The sequence below is a fragment of the Bradyrhizobium sp. S3.7.6 genome (genome assembly GCF_054061875.1).
Genome location: NZ_JBSSEQ010000001.1, coordinates 4,380,384 through 4,396,490, shown reverse-complemented (window position 1 = coordinate 4,396,490; position 16,107 = coordinate 4,380,384). Strand labels below are relative to the sequence as shown.

The following is a 16,107-nucleotide window of genomic DNA, read 5'->3' as shown; positions in this document are numbered from 1 at the left end:
AGACCTGTGTACTTAGGCTATGAAAGGTGCACGCTGTCAAGCGAACAGGACGCACGCTGCCGCATGGCTCCCCCGCCCACACCACAGACGATGAAGGAGCGGATCCTCGAGACCGCCGACAAGCTGTTCTATCTGCAAGGCATTCGCGCCATCGGCGTCGACACCATCGCGGCCGAGATCGGCATCTCCAAGCGCACGCTCTACAACCACTTCCCCTCCAAGGACGCGCTGATCGCGGCCTATCTGGAGCGCCGTTTCGTCGCTCCGCGCCCCTCCGACAAGCCGCCGGCCGAGCAGATTCTTGGTACCTTCGATTCGCTGGAGCGGCGCTTTGCGGCCAAGGATTTTCGCGGCTGCCCGTTCGTCAATGCGGTCGCCGAGCTCGGCCCAAAGGACCGCGCCGTGAAGAAGATCGCAATCGCCTTCAAGGAAAGCCGCCGCGTCTGGTTTCGCGAGCGGTTGAACGAGCTAGGTGTTGCGGATGCGGATGCGCTCGCCACACAGCTCGTGCTCCTGGTCGATGGCTCGATCGCACAGGACCTCGTGCGTGACGACCCCGCGATGGCCCGCGCCGCGAAGGAAGCGGCGAAGGTGCTGCTGCGGAATGCCGGGGTGGATGTGGGTGATGCGGAGAAGACGGCCGTGACGCACAGCAAGCGCACGCCGCACTAATCAGCATGGCCGTATCGTTCGGTGTCATCACCCGCGAAAGCGGGTGATCCAGTATTCCAGCGGCGGTTGTGATTGAACCGCGAGGCCGCGGCGTACTGGATTCCCCGCCTGCCGCCTACGCTAAAGCTTCGGCGCCCCTCGACCTCAAACCCCGGCGAAGCCTTGGCGTAGCCGGGTCGCGGGGAATGACGGCGGAGCTTGTGGAACAGCGGAGCTTGGGGAGAGGGCTTCGCGCAACAACCGCGCCCTGCCCGATCCTATCAAAATGCTCCTGTTTTGCCCGACGTGTCAAACCCCCGGGCAATCGGCATAGGCCCGCCTCGCTACCCGCATAAGCCATTGATCCGGCTAACGCCGGCCACTGTGCATGGGGTTGTTCTCGCAGTTTTTGTTGCAGGCGGCCTCACGCCGCCTGCGACACCACCCGATTGCGGCCGTCGTGCTTGGCGCGGTAGAGCGCGGTGTCGGCGCGCTTGAGGACGTCGGCGACCGCCTCGCCCTTCTGCTCCAGCGTGGTGAGGCCGATCGAGATCGTGACCTCGATGCGCTTGGTGCCCTTGTGGACGGCGAACGGCTCGCCCGCGATTGAGCGGCGCAGGCGCTCGGCGACCATGCCGGCGACGTGGAGATCGGTCTCCGGCATCACGATGACGAACTCCTCGCCGCCGTAGCGGCAGGCCAGGTCGATGCCGCGGATCGACTTGCGCACGCGCACCGCGAACTCGCGCAGCACGTCGTCCCCGGCGTCGTGGCCGTAATTGTCGTTGATCGACTTGAAATAGTCGATGTCCAGAATCATCAGCGCCAGGGGCTTGCCGCGGGTCGAGGCTTGGTCAGCGAGCGTCGCCAGATGGCTCTCCATGTAGCGGCGATTGTGCAGGCCGGTGAGCGCGTCGGTGATCGCCATCTCGATCGAGTTCTGCACGTTGTCGCGCAAATGATCGGTGTAGCGGCGGCGGCGGATCTGGGTGCGGGCGCGGGCCAGCAGCTCGGTCTTGTCGATCGGGCGCAGCAGGTAGTCGTTGACGCCGATCTCGAGGCCGCGGAGCAGCCGCGTCGAGTTCTCGGGGTCCGCGATCGCCAGGATCGGCACGTGGCGCGTGCGCTCCAGCGAGCGCGCCTGGCTGCACAGCCGCAGACCATCGAAATTGTTGAGGTCGAGCGAGACGATCAGCAGATCGTAATTGCCCTCGGCGGCGTGGAACAGCGCCTCTGTCGGGTTCGGCTCGACGTCGATGGTGTGCTCGGCGGCGAGGATCGTCGCCAGCCGCTCATAGGAGGACTGACGGTCGTCGACCAGCAGAATGCGGCCGCCCCGGCCGGTGTCGGCCACGGCGCTGCGCTCGGGCGCCTGCATGCCGATCTCGAGCGAAGTGATGGCGCGCATGCGCAGCTCATCGGTCATCATCTTCAACCGCGTCAGCGAGCGCACGCGCGCGATCAGCACGACGTCGGAGACGGGTTTTGTCAGGAAATCGTCGGCGCCGGCTTCCAGCCCGCGATTGCGGTCGGCGGGGCTGTCGAGCGCGGTGACCATCACGACGGGGATGTGGTGCGTCGCCGGATCGGTCTTGAGACGGCGGCAGACTTCAAAGCCGTCCATGTCGGGCATCATCACGTCGAGCAGGATGATGTCGCATTCGGCGCGGCTGGCCAGCGCCAGCGCTTCGGTGCCGTTCGAGGCGGTCATCACGTCGAAATATTCGGCAGACAGGCGAGCTTCGAGGAGTTTGACGTTGGCGGGAACGTCATCGACAACCAGGATACGCGCGGACACTTTGAACTCACTTCCTATCCGATAAAACGCCGGACCGTCTCAATGAATTTGCCGACCGAGATCGGCTTGGACAAATAGGCCTCGCAGCCGCCCTCGCGGATGCGCTCTTCGTCGCCCTTCATCGCGAACGCCGTGACCGCGACGACGGGAATGGCACGCAGCTCCGGATCGTCCTTGATCCAGCGCGTGACCTCGAGGCCCGAGACCTGCGGCAATTGGATATCCATCAGCACGAGGTCGGGTCGCATCTTGCGAACGAGGTCGAGCGCCTCGTAGCCGTTGCTGGTGCCGGAGGTCTGGTAACCGTGCGCCTCCAACAGGTCGCGGAAGAGCTTCATGTTGAGCTCGTTGTCTTCCACGATCAGGACGGTCTTAGCCATCCCGCCCTCCTGATTGGCACGAAGCCCTATACATGTGACGCCTCAGGCGCCGCTCGCCGGCGCTTCGAAAACTGGATTCAAACTAGCCTCAGATTCGCTTGAGTTTCGTTAAACCCGAGGGCCGACTTTCTGCGATGTGGTTTCCAGTTGCTTGTCGGGGGTCTTGAGACTCGGGCATGATGGTTTCAAAGTAGACACCGAAAGTTAACGGAAAGGCAAACCGAACCCTTGAAAAAGCCTGTTCACAACCCTCGCGAAGTCGCTGAAATCGTTGCGATTCAGGCGCTCTCCTTCGTGGCCGGCGATCCGGAGCGGCTTGGCCTGTTCCTAGCTGAGACAGGCGTCGGTCCGGAGACCCTGCGCAATGCCGCCTCGGACCCGAATTTCCTCCTCAGCGTACTCGATTTCGTGATGCGCGATGACGCCACCGTAAAGGCCTTTGCCTCGACCGCGGAGCTGCATCCGACCAACGTTGCTGCGGCGCGGCAGGTGCTGGGCGACGCGCTCGGCGACCCCTCCTGGGAGCGCGACGTGCCGTGACCGTCCCTGATACGGCCGGACCCCGCTGCTTCTGCCGGGATTGTCTGGCTGATCTGGATATGGGCGTGCGGCGCTGCTCCGCCTGCGGTTCCCCTCGCCTCGTCCGCCACCGCGCGCTCGCAGGCCTGACCATCGCCCATATCGACTGCGACGCCTTCTATGCGACGGTCGAGAAGCGCGACAATCCTGACATCGCCGACAAGCCCGTCATCATCGGCGGAGGCAAGCGCGGCGTGGTGTCGGCCGCCTGCTACATCGCCCGCACCTATGGCGTCCGCTCGGCTATGCCGATGTATAGGGCGCTCGAGGCCTGCCCGCACGCGACCGTGATTCCGCCCGACATGGCCAAGTACGTCCGTGTCGGCCGCGAGGTGCGCCAGGCCATGCAGGCGCTGACACCGCTGGTCGAACCGCTCTCGATCGACGAGGCCTTTCTCGATCTGTCGGGCACCGAGCGGGTGCACGGCATGATTCCGGCCAAGGTGCTGGCGCGGTTCGCGCGCAACATCGAGCGCGACATCGGCATCTCCGTCTCGGTCGGCCTGTCCTGCAACAAGTTCCTGGCCAAGATCGCCTCCGACCTCGACAAGCCGCGCGGCTTTGCCGCGCTCGATCAGGAGGAAGCCCGTTTGATGCTGGCGGAGAAGCCGGTCGGCTTCATCTTCGGCGTCGGCCCGGCCACGCAGGAGCGTCTGGTGCAGCGCGGCTTCCGCATCATCGCCGACCTGCAAAAGGCCGACGAGATCGAGATGATGCGTCAGTTTCCGAGCGACGGCCGCAGGCTGTGGCGGCTCGCCCGCGGCATCGACGACCGCCACGTCGAGCCCGATCGGGGCGCCAAGACGATTTCGAGCGAAACCACCTTCGAGACCGACATCCGCGATTTCGCGACGCTGGAGAAGATCCTGTGGCGGCTCTGCGAGAAGACGTCGTCGCGGCTCAAGAACAGCGAGCTTGCCGGCTCGACCGTCACACTGAAGCTGAAGACCGCCGATTTCCGCCAGCGCACCCGCTCGCAATCGATCGCAGGCCCGACGCAGCTTGCCGCCAAGATCTTCTCGATCTGCCGCGAGATGCTGGCGAAGGAGATCGACGGCACCGCGTTTCGCCTGATGGGCGCCGGCGTCAGCGCGCTGCGCGAAGGCTCGCCCGCCGACGACACCGACATGCTCGACCGCCGTGCTGCGCATGCCGAGCGCGCGGTGGACAGCCTGCGCAAGAAGTTCGGCAACTCCGCCGTCATTCGCGGCATCGCGTATGATGGCCCTGAAACAGGACAGCAGGAATGATCGAGTCCTGCTCAATTCAGTCGCGTTCGAAGATCCGTGCACCCGGATAGACACGCCGGGCATACTGAATGACCAACTGCCGATCCTGAGTCGCCAGGAACGGAGTTCGGATCTGACAAGACCCGACTATGAGGTGCCACAGGCCGTTGAGCTTTCCAATCATGACGTTCATTTGAGCTTCCTCGCAGTGACCCGAGTAGACTCAAATTGTAAGAATCTCCGGCCGTCGCTCAATTGTACCAGCGTAAGGTCAGCGTATGAGAAGGATTGGAAGAGATATACAAAGGTATGTTGGCGAGGCCCCTGTCAGGTTCCGGCGTTGATGGGTTTCGCAAGGGCTGTACGCATCCGAACGCGCTGAGAGGCTGGCCATCGTGACAGGCGAACGCGACCTCGACGCGCTGTTGAGAAACATGAAGCCGGAGCTGCTGGACGGCACCTTCGTGTTTTGCACGATCCCACCCAGCGAGCCGATTCCCGCAGCGGTCAACCCGCTGCTGACGTTCCGCGAGCAGGAAGGAACCACGCTGGTGATCCTGCGCGAAGAAGCCGAGGCGTCAGGCTTACGCTACGCGTTCGCCTCGCGCCTGATCACCCTGACGGTTCACTCCGCGCTCGATGCGGTGGGCTTCCTGGCTGCGGTCACGGCCCGCCTGGCCGAAGCCGGCATCAGCGTGAATGCGGTGTCGGCCTTCCACCACGATCATCTTTTCGTACCTGCCGACAGGGCCGATGAAGCGATGACTGTTTTGCGAGCTATGTCCGCAGCAAAGTAGGATGGGTAGAGCGAAGCGAAACCCATCGAGCTCTTCCCGCGCAACAAGGGTGATGGGTTTGGCTTCGCTCTACCCATCCCACGGTCGGATCAATCCGCGACCGCCACCGCCTCGATCTCGATCAGCCATTCCGGCGCGGCGAGCGCGGAGACGCCGACGAGGGTGCTGGCCGGCGGCTCCATGCCTTCGAAGAAGGCCGAGCGGGCCTTGCCGATGATAGGGCGCAGCTCCGGCTTGTAGTTCACGACGAAGGTCGTGATCTTGACGATGTTGGCGTAGGTCGCGCCGGCCGCCTTCAGCGCATGGCCGAGATTCTGCATCACCTGCGTCGTCTGCGCGGCAATATCGCCCTCGCCGACGATCCGCCCTTCCTCGTCCACCGACACCTGGCCGGAGATGTAAATCGTGCGCGCACCGGAAGCGGTGACGACGTGGGAATAGGCCGGATTGTGATGCAGGCCGCTGGGGCGGAGATGGTCGAGCTTGGGCATGGTGCTTGCCTCCCGGGTTTGTGGTTGGGAGGGAGCGTAGCTGGAGAGCGAGCGGAGGGCCAGCCTCGCCCCTCAATTGCAGGGCTTGCTGTCCTTCGCGTCGAACTTGCCCATCGCGCCGGAAATCACGAAATCATTGTAATCAAGCACGAGCTGGCGCGAAACGCCGTTTTCGTAGAGCTCGAACGCCATCGCGTAGACCGGCGTCTGCTCGCCTTCCTTCTGCTGGGACTCGCGGTCGAAATAGCTGACGGTAACCGGCCAGCGCTTGAGCGACTTCATGTGCTCGTCCGTGGTCGATGCATCGGGCGAAGCAGTGCGGTCGGCGGGAATCGGCTGACCGATCACGGTCAGCGTGTTGTAGACCTTCTGGCCGTCGTCGGAGCCGTCATAGACCGACAGCTCGAGCAGCGACTTGCCGTCCTTGGCGGCGGCAATGATGCGCTGGATCTGCTCGGTCGGGAACACGATCTTGCCGTCGAGGGTGAAGCTCTTCGGCGCCGGCAGCTTCAGCTTGACGTTGATGTGGTCACCGTCGCGCTCGGCCGAACCGTCGACCCGGCCGGCATCGGCCTCGTTCATCCGCGTCTCGATCTTGAAGCGGTAGCTTTTTCCCGCGGCGTCCTCCCAGGAGTTCGAGCGGAGGTCGCTCAGCGTGATCTTGCCCTCGCCGCTGTCGAGCTCGGAGACCTGGCGGAATTCGGAGGTGTAGCCCTCGCACGAACTTCCCGTGAAATTGTAGAGGATGCGGCCGCGCGCGCTGTTGATCGAATTGGAGCGCGATTTGACGAGGCTTAGGTCATAGAGCGCCTGGTGCGCAAGGAACGGACCGCTGGCCGCCTGCGCTCCACCGCCTGCACCGAAAGCAGCCGCCGCGAGCGCCATCACACCAAGCGAAGTCCGGAAAAGGTGCACCATGTGTCATCCCTGGGGAAAGCGCAGATTCGACATTTTAATGACCGTTCCATTGCGTCGCAACTGAGGCCGTTTCACGTAAAGTTGCGGCCCCCGCCTTGAACCTGCTGCCTGGCCACAACAAAATGCAGTCGCTCCGGTTGCTTGCATGTGACGGCACGATGGGCGAAACAGGGCGCGCCCGGCCTCCAAATGGACGCAGCCGGGCGGATGAAATTTGGACAACGAGGTCGAACATGGCGGGCACGGTCGAGCAGAAACTGGCGGAACAGGGCATCAAGCTGCACGAGGCCCCTACCCCTGTCGCCAATTACGTGCCGTTCGTGCGCACCGGTAACCTGCTGTTCGTCTCCGGCCAGGTCTGCTTCGACCCCGCCGGCAAGCTGATCGCCAAGGGCAAGCTCGGTGCCGGCGTTTCGATCGAGGAAGGCGCTGCCGCCGCACGCGGCTGCGCCGTCAACCTGCTGGCCCAGGTCAAGGCGGCGCTCGGCGACCTCGACAAGGTCGTGCGCGTGGTGCGCCTCGGCGGCTTCATCAACTCGGCACCCGACTTCCTGGACGGGCCGAAGGTGCTGAACGGCGCCTCCGACCTGATGGTCGCCGCCTTCGGTGACAAGGGCCGCCACGCCCGCACCACCGTCGGCGTCGCCTCGCTGCCCGCGGATGCGGCGGTCGAGGTCGAAGGCGTGTTCGAGGTCGCCTGACACGGAGCTGACGGCGTTGCGCGCTCCTGATTGGCTGACAGCCCGGCCGGTCGCCCATCGCGGCCTGCATGACATTTCCCGTGGCATCGTCGAGAACATGCCGGGCGCGGTGCAGGCTGCCATCGCAGGCAATTTCTCGATCGAGGTCGACATCCAGCTCTCCGCCGACGGCGAGGCCATGGTGCACCATGACCACGCGCTCGGCCGTCTCTCCGAGGCCACCGGCGAGGTGGTTGCGAAGACCGCGGCCGAGCTGAAGGCGGTCAAGTTCAAGGACACGAACGAGCGGATGATGTCGCTGTCCGACCTCTGCGCCATGGTCGCAGGCCGCGTGCCGCTGGTGATCGAGGTGAAGAGCCATTTTGGCGGCGACCGCAAGCTGGTGAAGCGGATGGCGGAGGTGCTGGCGTCCTATGACGGGCGTGCGGTCGGCATGTCCTTCGATCCCGACCAGGTGCTGGCGCTGCGTGAGCTGTTGCCCTCCCGCCCCCGCGGCATCGTCGCCCAGCGGACCTATGAAGACGAGTATTGGGCGAAGCTGACGCAGGCGCAGCGCGACAGCATGCTGTACCTGCGCCATGGCTTTCAGACCCAGCCGCATTTCGTCGCCTTCAAGGTCGACCACCTGCCGGCCCCGGCCCCCTGGATCGCCCGCAACGTCCTCGGCTGCGCCCTGCTCGGCTGGACCGTGCGCACTCCGGAGCAGCGGACGCGGGTCGGGCAATATGCGGATCAGATGATCTTTGAGGGGTTCGTCCCGTAGGGCTTGCTCACGCCCGCTCTCGTGTCCCGGACGCGCTGCAACGCGCAGCGTTGCTGTGCGGAGCCGGGACCCAGAAGGCGGCACGCTATGCGGAGAGATGGGCCCCGGCTCTGCATCGCACCGCTGCGCGCTGCGATGCGTCCGGGGCACGAGAGTGCTCGGTTCCCGCCTCTTGAAGTCGCTGCTGCAATGCACGATCTTGGGCACGATGGCATCATCTGAAATCACACTCGAGGCTGTACCCTCGATTGACGAGGTATCTGCCGAGGATTGGGACGCCTGTGCCAATCCCGACAAGGCTTGCAACGGGCATGGCGCGGGAACTTCATCCGGGCTTCCAGGCGATTCCCTCGGCCTCTCAAAACCCGCTTATAACCCGTTCGTCTCGCACGCGTTTTTATCCGCAATTGAGAAATCGGGTTCAGCAACCATTCGCACCGGCTGGGGGCCCCGGCATCTGGTGGCCAAGGTCGATGGCCGCGTCGCCGGGGTCGTGCCCTGCTATCTGAAATCGCATTCCCAAGGCGAGTACGTGTTCGACCGAGGCTGGGCGGACGCCTATGAGCGCGCCGGTGGACGGTACTATCCGAAGCTCCAGGTCTCGGTTCCCTTCACCCCGGCCACAGGGCCCCGGCTGCTGGTCCGCGACGGCGTCGATCGCGAGCGCATCGCGGAGGCACTGGCGAGCGGGCTGGTGGCGCTGTGCGGCATCAGCAAGGCCTCCTCGGTGCACGTGACCTTCGCGCGTGAGGCGGAGTGGAAGCGGCTCGCCGGGCACGGCTTCCTCCAGCGTACCGATCAGCAGTTCCACTGGCATAACGAGGGATTTGCGACCTTCGACGATTTCCTCACCACGCTCAATTCGCGCCACCGCAAGTCGATCAAGCGCGAGCGGCGCGATGCGCTTGCCACCGGCATCACCATCCACTGGCTCACCGGCAGCGACATCACCGAGGATGCCTGGGACGCCTTCTTCGAATTCTACATGGAGACCGGCTCGCGCAAATGGGGCCGGCCTTATCTCACGCGCGAATTCTTCTCGCTGATCGGCGAGACCATGAGCCAGGACGTGCTGCTGGTGATGGCCCGCCGCAACGGCCGCTGGATCGCGGGCGCGATCAACTTCATCGGCTCGGATACGCTGTTCGGCCGCAACTGGGGCGCGGTCGAGCATCATCCGTTCCTGCATTTCGAGGTCTGCTACTATCAGGCGATCGATTTCGCGATCAAACACGGCCTCGACAATGTCGAGGCCGGCGCGCAGGGCGAGCACAAGATCGCACGCGGCTACCTGCCGCGGACGACCCATTCCGCCCACTTCATCGCCGATCCCGGTCTGCGCCGCGCCATCGACGATTACCTCAAGCGCGAGCGCGCCTATGTCGCCGAGGCCGGACGGGAGCTGGCCGAGCTCGGCCCGTTCCGCAAAGGCGTCGACGAGGCGCCTTGACGGTTTGCCACGGCTGATGACAGTAAGCGCAAAATTCGAGGAGCCGCCGCCATGACCGCCTACGACCCCAACAACATCTTCGCGAAGATCCTGCGCGGCGAGTTTTCCTGCCACAAGGTCTATGAGGACGAGCATGTGTTTGCCTTCCTCGACATCATGCCGCGGGTATCGGGCCATACGCTGGTGATCCCGAAGGCCCCTGCCCGCAACATCCTCGACATCAAGCCTGACGACTACGCCCACGTCGCCCGGGGCGCGCACAAGATCGCGGCCGCTGCGATGAAAGCGTTCGAGGCCGACGGCATCACCGTGCAGCAGTTCAACGAGCCCGCCGGCGGCCAGGTGGTGTTTCATCTCCACATGCACGTGATGCCGCGCCACGACGGCGTGGCCATGCTGCCACCCGCCAGCCGCAAGGAAGACGTCAAGGTCCTGGAAGAGAATGCGGCCAAGCTGATCGCGGCGCTGAAGGCGGGATAGCGCCAGATACACTCCGTCATTGCGAGCGCAGCGAAGCAATCCAGACTGCCTCCGCGGAAACAGTCTGGATTGCTTCGTCGCAAGAGCTCCTCGCAATGACGAGGTCAGGGCGGCGCGCCCCTCACTCCGTCTGAAAATCCCCTGCCTGCGGAGCGGCCAGCGGCGTGAATTCGCAACGATCTGGCTTGATGTCGATCAGCGGCGTGTTGTCGATGCAGTCGAGCCCGCGCACCAGAATGGCATTGCCCTCGATGCCGACGAGCTTGACGATCGAGGTGCCGATCGGGTTGGGCCGGACCGGTGAGCGCAGCGAAAACGTGCCGCGGGTCTTCTCGTTGTTCTTCGGGCTTTGCAGGACGATGTCGCGGCGCGACTTGTCGAGCCAGTAGAGCACCTCGAGATTGCTGTAGAAATCGACGCCCTTGATGGCCGGCACGAACGGCTCGAAGATCTCGAGCCGGCACACCGGGCCGTCCTGACGCCCCTGTCGCGGCGTCTCCATCCGCGAGGTCCAGGGCGTGCGGATGCGGCCGATGAAGACGAGGCCGGCATCCTCCGTCGACGGCAGCTCGATGGCGATCTCGCCCTCGCGGAGCTCGTTTTCGCGAACCATATTTCCCATTCCTTGCTGTTCGCCGGTGGTTTTAGCCTAACCACCACTTTCCGGCCAGCATGAAGACTTCGCCTGTCACCACGCCCGCGAAGATCGAGCGGCGGGTCAGCAGGAAGGCGACGAGGCCTGCGCCGACCGCGCCATAGCGCAAGACGTCCGGCACGCTGGCGAGCGCCCCCGGCGGCTCCACCACGATCTGGGCGATGACGCCGGCCAGGATGGCGGTGGCGACCGCCCTCACCCAGACCAGCAGCTCCGAGCCCTCGTCGATGCCGCCGCCGAACCACAGGCCCAGCATGCGCCATATCTGGTTGGGAACAACGCCCGCAACGAACAGCACGACGAGTGCGTGCCAGTCGCCGATGAGCTGCGCAAAGCTCATGCGCGCACCTCCCGCCACCAATGCACGCCATAAGCGATCGTGCCGGCCACCAAACCGCTGACGAGAATGTCGAGCCCGGAGTTCATCTTCGCAGCTAGCGGATAGAGCAGAACCCCGAGCGTCAGCGCGACGACGTCGGCGACCTCGCGACTGTTGCGCGCGGTCGAGAACAGGAACGACAGCGGCGTCAGCATCAGGATCGCGGCGCCGAGCGTCTGCGTCAGGTTGGCGGCAAGGAAATAGCCGACCGTGTTGGCGGTGAGACACACGGAGACCAGACCAAAACCAAGTCCGTTGACGAAGGCGATGCGCCGCTCGCGCGGCACCTGCGGCAGGAAGCGATGGCATTCGACCCACAGTGTCACCGCCGTAAGATGCGCGGCGAAGAACAGCTCGCGCCGCTTGGTCGTCGGCGTGCGCATCAAGGGCAGCACCGAGACCACCATGGGAAACAGCCGGATCGCGCTGACGGTGACCGCGATCGCCGATTGGATGATGGTCGCGCCGGAGCCGAGCGTGGTGATCAAAATGATCTGCGCGGGGCCCGCCCAGACGAACAGCGTCGAGCAGAGCGCCCAAAGCAGGCTGAAATGGGTGTCATGGGCGAGCGCGCCGATGCCGAGATAGGTCGCGAACAGGACAAGCGTGAGGATCGTCTGCGTGATCGAACGCAGTCCCCACGCAAACGCGCGCCAGGAACTTTGCCATTGAGGGGAATCGAGCGGAGGAAGCGCCACGGGAGTCTTTGGCCGGATTGCGGAATCGTGCTCGCATAACGGGCAATGCCGTGGCTGGCGTCAAGGAAGCGCGCGGCGGGGCTGGCATGCGCGCGCGGGCAGACGCGCCTACCCGCTCACACCCCGGTTCTTCAGCACGAAGCAGGCACCGCCGGCCTTGCGGATACGGTTGCACAGATCATCCGCCTCGCTGCGCGTGTCCGCGCCGATGCGCACCTGGTAGAACGCGCGCGTACCGCGGCTGCGCATCACCGAGCTTAGCAGGCTCGGATCGCGGTCGCCGATCACGGTGTTCAGCCGCGTGACGGCGCGGGAATACATCGCCAGCGCCCTGTTGCGGTCGAAGCCTGCAGCGAGCTGTACGCCCCAGACCTTTGCGGCGGCGAGCTCGACATGCTGTTCGAGCTCGGCGACAAAGGCATTCGGCGCGCGCTTCAGCAGCGCCATGAGATCGCGGCAGCTCGTCGGCGGCGAACTCGGCGGTCCCTTGCCGGTCGCTCCCGCCTTGGCCCACGCGTCAACGCTCGTGCCGGTGATGGCATAGACGTAGTTGCGGGTCTGCTCCGGCATGCCGCCGGTGCCGGCGAGCCATTCCTGCACCCGGCGCGGCCCGGCGTTATAGGCGGCTGCGGCCAAGCCGAGATTGCCGAACTGGTTGCGCAGCTCGTTCAAAAATTCGGCCGACTTCGGCAGCGCCTGCACCGGGTTGAAGGGATTGAGCAGCCCGCGCTCGCTCGCAGTGCCCGGCATGAACTGCGCGATCCCCTGCGCATGCTCGCCGCTGCGCGTCATGGGTCCCACGGCATCGGCCTGGAATCGGCTTTCCTGCCAGATCACGCGGGCGAAGAATTCCAGCGGCAGATTGGCATCCCGTGCGGCGGCCTCGACGATCAGGCAGATCGATTCCCGCGTATCGCTCTCGCGCGCAGCGACCGGATTCGCCGGTGGCATCGCAAGCTCCTCGACGCTGGGGACAGCAATATTGGTCTTCGCGGGCGAACTGTCCCACGCCGCCACCCGTGTCGCCGAGACGAGCAGTGCGGCGATGATGAGTGATGCAGTTCGCGTCAGCCGTGCCCAAGCATCGCTGTGGCGTGCTCCGGCGCGGCATGCAACAAGATGATCTGCCATGTTGTGGCATCGTGCCATGGTTCGACGAGTTGCCAATATATGCTGTTTGACCCGCTTCTCCCAATGCGCTGCCCCGCCCAGGGGATCCGCGCGATCCTCGTCCTCCTAGCCCTCGTCCTGTCCGCCGCGCCCGCCATGGCGCAAGTCAACTGGCGGATGACCACGGAATATCCGCAAAACAACATTTCCGGGATCGGGCTCACCAGTTTCGCCGATCGCGTCGCGGCGCGCACAAACGGTTTCGTGACCGTAGCTAGCGCTTTCGACAACGAGCTCAAGATCAACTCGGGCGAAATGCCGCGCGCCGCGCTGGATGGTCGCATCGCCGGCGGCGACGCCTTCGCGGGCGTGCTTTCGGGCCTCGACCCGGTGCTCGGATTGTCCACCCTGCCCTTTCTGGTGCAGTCCGTCGACCTCGCCCGCGCCACCAATCTGCGGGCGCGCCCGCTCTACGAGAAGGCGCTCGCGGCGCGCGGCCTGAAGCTGCTCTACGTCACGATCTGGCCGGCCACGGGCCTCTGGTCGGACCATGCGCTGGAAGGCGCCGACGCCCTGCCGAGACTGAATTTGCGGGCCTACGACGCCAACTCCGGCGAGGTCATGCGCGCGGCCGGCGCGAATGCACAGTTCCTGCCGATGGACGCGGCACTCGCTGGCCTCAGGGAGCACCGGCTGAATGCGTTCCTGACCTCCGGCGACGGCGGCGCGGGACGCAAGCTCTGGGACTTCCTGCCCTACTTCACAGCGATCAACTACGCGATGCCGGTCTCGATCGCCTTCGTCCGCAGCGACGCATTTGCCGAACTGTCCGAGCCGGTGCAGCGCGAGGTCCTGGCCGCGGCGGCCGAGACCGAGCAAAGCCAATTCGCGCTATTGACCCATCGCACCATCGAAAATTATGCGCGCATGCGCGACAACGGCGTCCGCATCGCCGAGCCGGCGCCGGCGTCCCTCGTCGCCGCGCTCCGGAAAGCGGCAACGCCCGCGATCGCCACCTGGGAGACGCAGGCGGGCGCCGATGCCGCGGCGATCGTCGAATGGGCGAGACAGCAATAGGGCGAGCCGTGGCGGCCGCCGGCTTGCCACAGCGGTGCTGCGTTGAAATGTCCGCCAGTCCCGCCCTTCACTCGCTTCGGTCCTATGCCGAGGCCGGCTTTTCTGCGCTGATTGCGCGGTCCAGGGCATCGATCAGCGTTTGAAGCTCGACAAACTTGTTCCGTGCTCGCTCGGCATTGTCGCGATCAAAGGGAGCGGCCAGCACCTTCGCATGCGTGTCCCTGTCCTCGATCATTCGATCGCGGGCCTTCTTCAATATGTCCAGTCGCTCGTTCATCTGTGCCTCTCCGCCAATATCTGCTCGACCACGATCAGGGCCTCAGTCGAAACCAGCCGGAAGCTCGCCCTTTCGGAAGAACACCGTAGGCTCATCGTCATAGTCACCCATTTCGGGATCGCCGCTGGACGAGAACGCGACGACGCCGAGTTTGCTCAAGGCCAGTCTCTCCGCCGTGCGCAGCGCGCCGCTTTCCGACTTGCAGACGATGGGAGAGTCGGCCTTCAGATTTCCACCCTTGCCGGCGTTGAACGCCTGCACCACGTAGGTTGTTTCGCGGACCATGACGGCACCTCTGACCTGTTGACACACGGAGTTGACGTCAACGACCGCGACAACCGCGCTCAGCCGCGCATCGCTTCGATGAGCGCGGAAATCCTGATCGTTGCAAAGCTGGAGAAGGTGTCCGACACGGCATATGGCAGGATGATCTGGTCATTGTGCCTCATCGCACCGCAGGTATAGACGACGTTGGGGACATACCCTTCGCGTTCGGACGGTTCAGGCCGCAGCAGCGGCTCGGCCGAGCGAGCCAGCACCCTGGACGGGTCGCGCTTGTCGAGCAGAGCCGCTCCGATCGAGTATTTCCGGATCGGGCCGACACCGTGCGTCAGCAGCAGCCAACCTTCGTCAAGTTCGATGGGTGCCCCGCAATTGCCGATCTGGACGAACTCCCAGGGAAATTGCGGTTTCAAAAGCACCCGGCCGCCCTCCCATGTGTAGAGGTCGTCCGAATAGACCAGATACAGGTTCTCATTGTCCTGTCGCGCGATCATGGCATAGCGGCCGTCGATCTTGCGTGGGAACAGCGCCATGCCCTTGTTGTGGGCTGCAGCCCCCCGCAAAGGCGTTAGCCGAAACGACATGAAGTCGCTGGTCTCGATCAATTCAGACCGGATCGCACGTCCGCTATAGGCCGTATAGGTCGCGTAGTAGATCGCCCGATCACCGTCGTTGAATTTGACGAAGCGCGCATCCTCGATGCCGTTAGATTGGGATTCGGTCACGGGAAAGATGACCCGCTCGCTGAGGTCTTCCTCGGGCCTGAACACCAGTTCCACACGGTCGCCGTCCGATCCGGATACGCGATGGCTGATCCGGGGGACCGAGGCAAGGCGCGCCGTCGGATCGACGGCCAGGCTTCCGTCAGCCGCAATCGTTCCGGTTCGAAACGTCAGTGACGACACATGCCCCTCGCCGATGGCCCGGAGGCTGACGATGAATCGCGAACCTCCGTTCGGTGCTCCCGATTGATCGGGGTGCGGGACGATGCTGGGGTTGAACAAGGCAGAGGCTTCGAACGAATACTCACTGAGAAAATAGGCACCAATCAGCTGGCGCTGCGTCTTCGAGAAGACGCCATGCGTGGCGAAAGCGTCCTCCATTTCATCCGCTCGGGTCTCGAACCGCTCCAGGAGGTTACGATGTCGCCCCTGGAAATTGTCGAGCACATCCGCAAGCTGAACTGCAACGGCCTCCGAACTGAGCGCCAGAACCCGGTCGACGATATGATTTGCACGCATCTTGTCGGTCGGGTTCAGGTCGCGGGGTTCGGTTGCCGGCTTGAAGGGCCGCACGATGACTCGCGCTGGATCGGGGCGCAGATTAAGCCCCTGCCGGTTCAGGAAAGAAGCTTGTGACACGGTATCCTCGGCGTGCTGAATGAAAAGATGA

General features: G+C 64.4%; 21 protein-coding genes. 9 read left to right on the top strand and 12 right to left on the bottom strand.

Annotation, left to right across the window (positions count from 1 at the left end):
• Positions 1-63 precede the first annotated feature (63 nt).
• On the top strand, positions 64-672 hold the full coding sequence (locus ACVJ5M_RS21175; protein ID WP_354078253.1) for a TetR/AcrR family transcriptional regulator: 609 nt from the start codon (positions 64-66) through the stop codon (positions 670-672).
• 403 nt (positions 673-1,075) lie between these two features.
• On the opposite strand, the gene ACVJ5M_RS21170 is transcribed toward ACVJ5M_RS21175, so the two are convergent.
• Entirely contained in the window at positions 1,076-2,449 is a 1,374-nt protein-coding gene (locus tag ACVJ5M_RS21170) for a PleD family two-component system response regulator (protein WP_028150565.1), read from the bottom strand.
• A 14-nt stretch (positions 2,450-2,463) separates the two neighbouring features.
• Positions 2,464-2,829: a response regulator gene (locus ACVJ5M_RS21165; protein ID WP_008566616.1), complete on the bottom strand. Its 366-nt coding sequence runs from the start codon at positions 2,827-2,829 to the stop codon at positions 2,464-2,466.
• Positions 2,830-3,057: 228 nt separating this feature from the next.
• Here ACVJ5M_RS21165 and ACVJ5M_RS21160 point away from each other — a divergent pair, with 228 nt between their 5' ends.
• Positions 3,058-3,369: a DUF3572 domain-containing protein gene (locus tag ACVJ5M_RS21160; protein WP_028150563.1), complete on the top strand. Its 312-nt coding sequence runs from the start codon at positions 3,058-3,060 to the stop codon at positions 3,367-3,369.
• Positions 3,366-4,658, top strand: a complete 1,293-nt coding sequence (locus ACVJ5M_RS21155) for a DNA polymerase IV (RefSeq protein ID WP_354078250.1) — start codon at positions 3,366-3,368, stop codon at positions 4,656-4,658. Before ACVJ5M_RS21160 ends, ACVJ5M_RS21155 begins: the two co-directional genes overlap by 4 nt.
• A 16-nt stretch (positions 4,659-4,674) precedes the next feature.
• Here ACVJ5M_RS21155 and ACVJ5M_RS21150 read toward each other — a convergent pair whose 3' ends face one another.
• Positions 4,675-4,830 (bottom strand): hypothetical protein, encoded by a 156-nt coding sequence (locus ACVJ5M_RS21150; protein ID WP_193375984.1) that lies wholly within the window; start codon positions 4,828-4,830, stop codon positions 4,675-4,677.
• A 202-nt stretch (positions 4,831-5,032) separates the two neighbouring features.
• Between ACVJ5M_RS21150 and ACVJ5M_RS21145 the strand changes: the two genes are divergently transcribed.
• Positions 5,033-5,434 (top strand): ACT domain-containing protein, encoded by a 402-nt coding sequence (locus ACVJ5M_RS21145; protein ID WP_354078247.1) that lies wholly within the window; start codon positions 5,033-5,035, stop codon positions 5,432-5,434.
• 89 nt (positions 5,435-5,523) lie between these two features.
• Here ACVJ5M_RS21145 and ACVJ5M_RS21140 read toward each other — a convergent pair whose 3' ends face one another.
• Together ACVJ5M_RS21140 and ACVJ5M_RS21135 are read right to left on the bottom strand one after the other, a co-directional pair.
• Entirely contained in the window at positions 5,524-5,925 is a 402-nt protein-coding gene (locus ACVJ5M_RS21140) for a RidA family protein (RefSeq protein ID WP_014494674.1), read from the bottom strand.
• Between the two features lie 72 nt (positions 5,926-5,997).
• Positions 5,998-6,843 (bottom strand): cell envelope integrity EipB family protein, encoded by an 846-nt coding sequence (locus ACVJ5M_RS21135; RefSeq protein ID WP_247341615.1) that lies wholly within the window; start codon positions 6,841-6,843, stop codon positions 5,998-6,000.
• A 233-nt stretch (positions 6,844-7,076) separates the two neighbouring features.
• Here ACVJ5M_RS21135 and ACVJ5M_RS21130 point away from each other — a divergent pair, with 233 nt between their 5' ends.
• The 4 genes from ACVJ5M_RS21130 (at position 7,077) to ACVJ5M_RS21115 (ending at position 10,237) form a co-directional block, all read left to right on the top strand.
• Positions 7,077-7,544 carry a RidA family protein gene (locus ACVJ5M_RS21130; RefSeq protein WP_008130072.1) on the top strand — a complete coding sequence of 156 codons (468 nt, stop codon included), beginning with the start codon at positions 7,077-7,079 and terminating at the stop codon, positions 7,542-7,544.
• A gap of 16 nt (positions 7,545-7,560) precedes the next feature.
• The gene (locus tag ACVJ5M_RS21125; RefSeq protein ID WP_085405555.1) at positions 7,561-8,307 is read left to right on the top strand and encodes a glycerophosphodiester phosphodiesterase; all 747 of its coding nucleotides are present in this window, start codon (positions 7,561-7,563) and stop codon (positions 8,305-8,307) included.
• Positions 8,308-8,515: 208 nt separating this feature from the next.
• Positions 8,516-9,757, top strand: a complete 1,242-nt coding sequence (locus tag ACVJ5M_RS21120; RefSeq protein ID WP_354078244.1) for a GNAT family N-acetyltransferase — start codon at positions 8,516-8,518, stop codon at positions 9,755-9,757.
• Between the two features lie 51 nt (positions 9,758-9,808).
• Positions 9,809-10,237 carry an HIT domain-containing protein gene (locus tag ACVJ5M_RS21115; protein WP_063982784.1) on the top strand — a complete coding sequence of 143 codons (429 nt, stop codon included), beginning with the start codon at positions 9,809-9,811 and terminating at the stop codon, positions 10,235-10,237.
• A gap of 121 nt (positions 10,238-10,358) precedes the next feature.
• Here the strand turns inward: ACVJ5M_RS21115 and tsaA are convergent, their stop codons facing one another.
• From tsaA to ACVJ5M_RS21095, 4 genes are all read right to left on the bottom strand, one after another.
• On the bottom strand, positions 10,359-10,850 hold the full coding sequence (tsaA, locus tag ACVJ5M_RS21110) for a tRNA (N6-threonylcarbamoyladenosine(37)-N6)-methyltransferase TrmO (protein ID WP_028150555.1): 492 nt from the start codon (positions 10,848-10,850) through the stop codon (positions 10,359-10,361).
• 31 nt (positions 10,851-10,881) lie between these two features.
• Positions 10,882-11,232 (bottom strand): AzlD domain-containing protein, encoded by a 351-nt coding sequence (locus tag ACVJ5M_RS21105; protein ID WP_063982782.1) that lies wholly within the window; start codon positions 11,230-11,232, stop codon positions 10,882-10,884.
• Positions 11,229-11,969 carry an AzlC family ABC transporter permease gene (locus ACVJ5M_RS21100; RefSeq protein ID WP_063982781.1) on the bottom strand — a complete coding sequence of 247 codons (741 nt, stop codon included), beginning with the start codon at positions 11,967-11,969 and terminating at the stop codon, positions 11,229-11,231. The genes ACVJ5M_RS21105 and ACVJ5M_RS21100 overlap by 4 nt, the downstream gene beginning before the upstream one ends.
• Positions 11,970-12,077: 108 nt before the next feature.
• The gene (locus tag ACVJ5M_RS21095; protein WP_456679382.1) at positions 12,078-13,118 is read right to left on the bottom strand and encodes a transglycosylase SLT domain-containing protein; all 1,041 of its coding nucleotides are present in this window, start codon (positions 13,116-13,118) and stop codon (positions 12,078-12,080) included.
• 21 nt (positions 13,119-13,139) lie between these two features.
• Between ACVJ5M_RS21095 and ACVJ5M_RS21090 the strand changes: the two genes are divergently transcribed.
• Complete coding sequence (locus tag ACVJ5M_RS21090) at positions 13,140-14,156, top strand: TRAP transporter substrate-binding protein (RefSeq protein ID WP_354078238.1); 1,017 nt, start codon at positions 13,140-13,142, stop codon at positions 14,154-14,156.
• Between the two features lie 82 nt (positions 14,157-14,238).
• Here ACVJ5M_RS21090 and ACVJ5M_RS21085 read toward each other — a convergent pair whose 3' ends face one another.
• Genes ACVJ5M_RS21085 through ACVJ5M_RS21075 form a run of 3 tightly spaced genes read right to left on the bottom strand, consistent with a single transcriptional unit; the run spans position 14,239 to position 16,076 of the window.
• Positions 14,239-14,433: a hypothetical protein gene (locus ACVJ5M_RS21085; protein WP_063982779.1), complete on the bottom strand. Its 195-nt coding sequence runs from the start codon at positions 14,431-14,433 to the stop codon at positions 14,239-14,241.
• A gap of 42 nt (positions 14,434-14,475) precedes the next feature.
• Positions 14,476-14,718, bottom strand: a complete 243-nt coding sequence (locus ACVJ5M_RS21080) for a hypothetical protein (protein WP_063982778.1) — start codon at positions 14,716-14,718, stop codon at positions 14,476-14,478.
• A 59-nt stretch (positions 14,719-14,777) separates the two neighbouring features.
• Complete coding sequence (locus tag ACVJ5M_RS21075) at positions 14,778-16,076, bottom strand: glycoside hydrolase family 130 protein (protein WP_085405552.1); 1,299 nt, start codon at positions 16,074-16,076, stop codon at positions 14,778-14,780.
• Between the last annotated feature and the right edge of the window lie 31 nt (positions 16,077-16,107).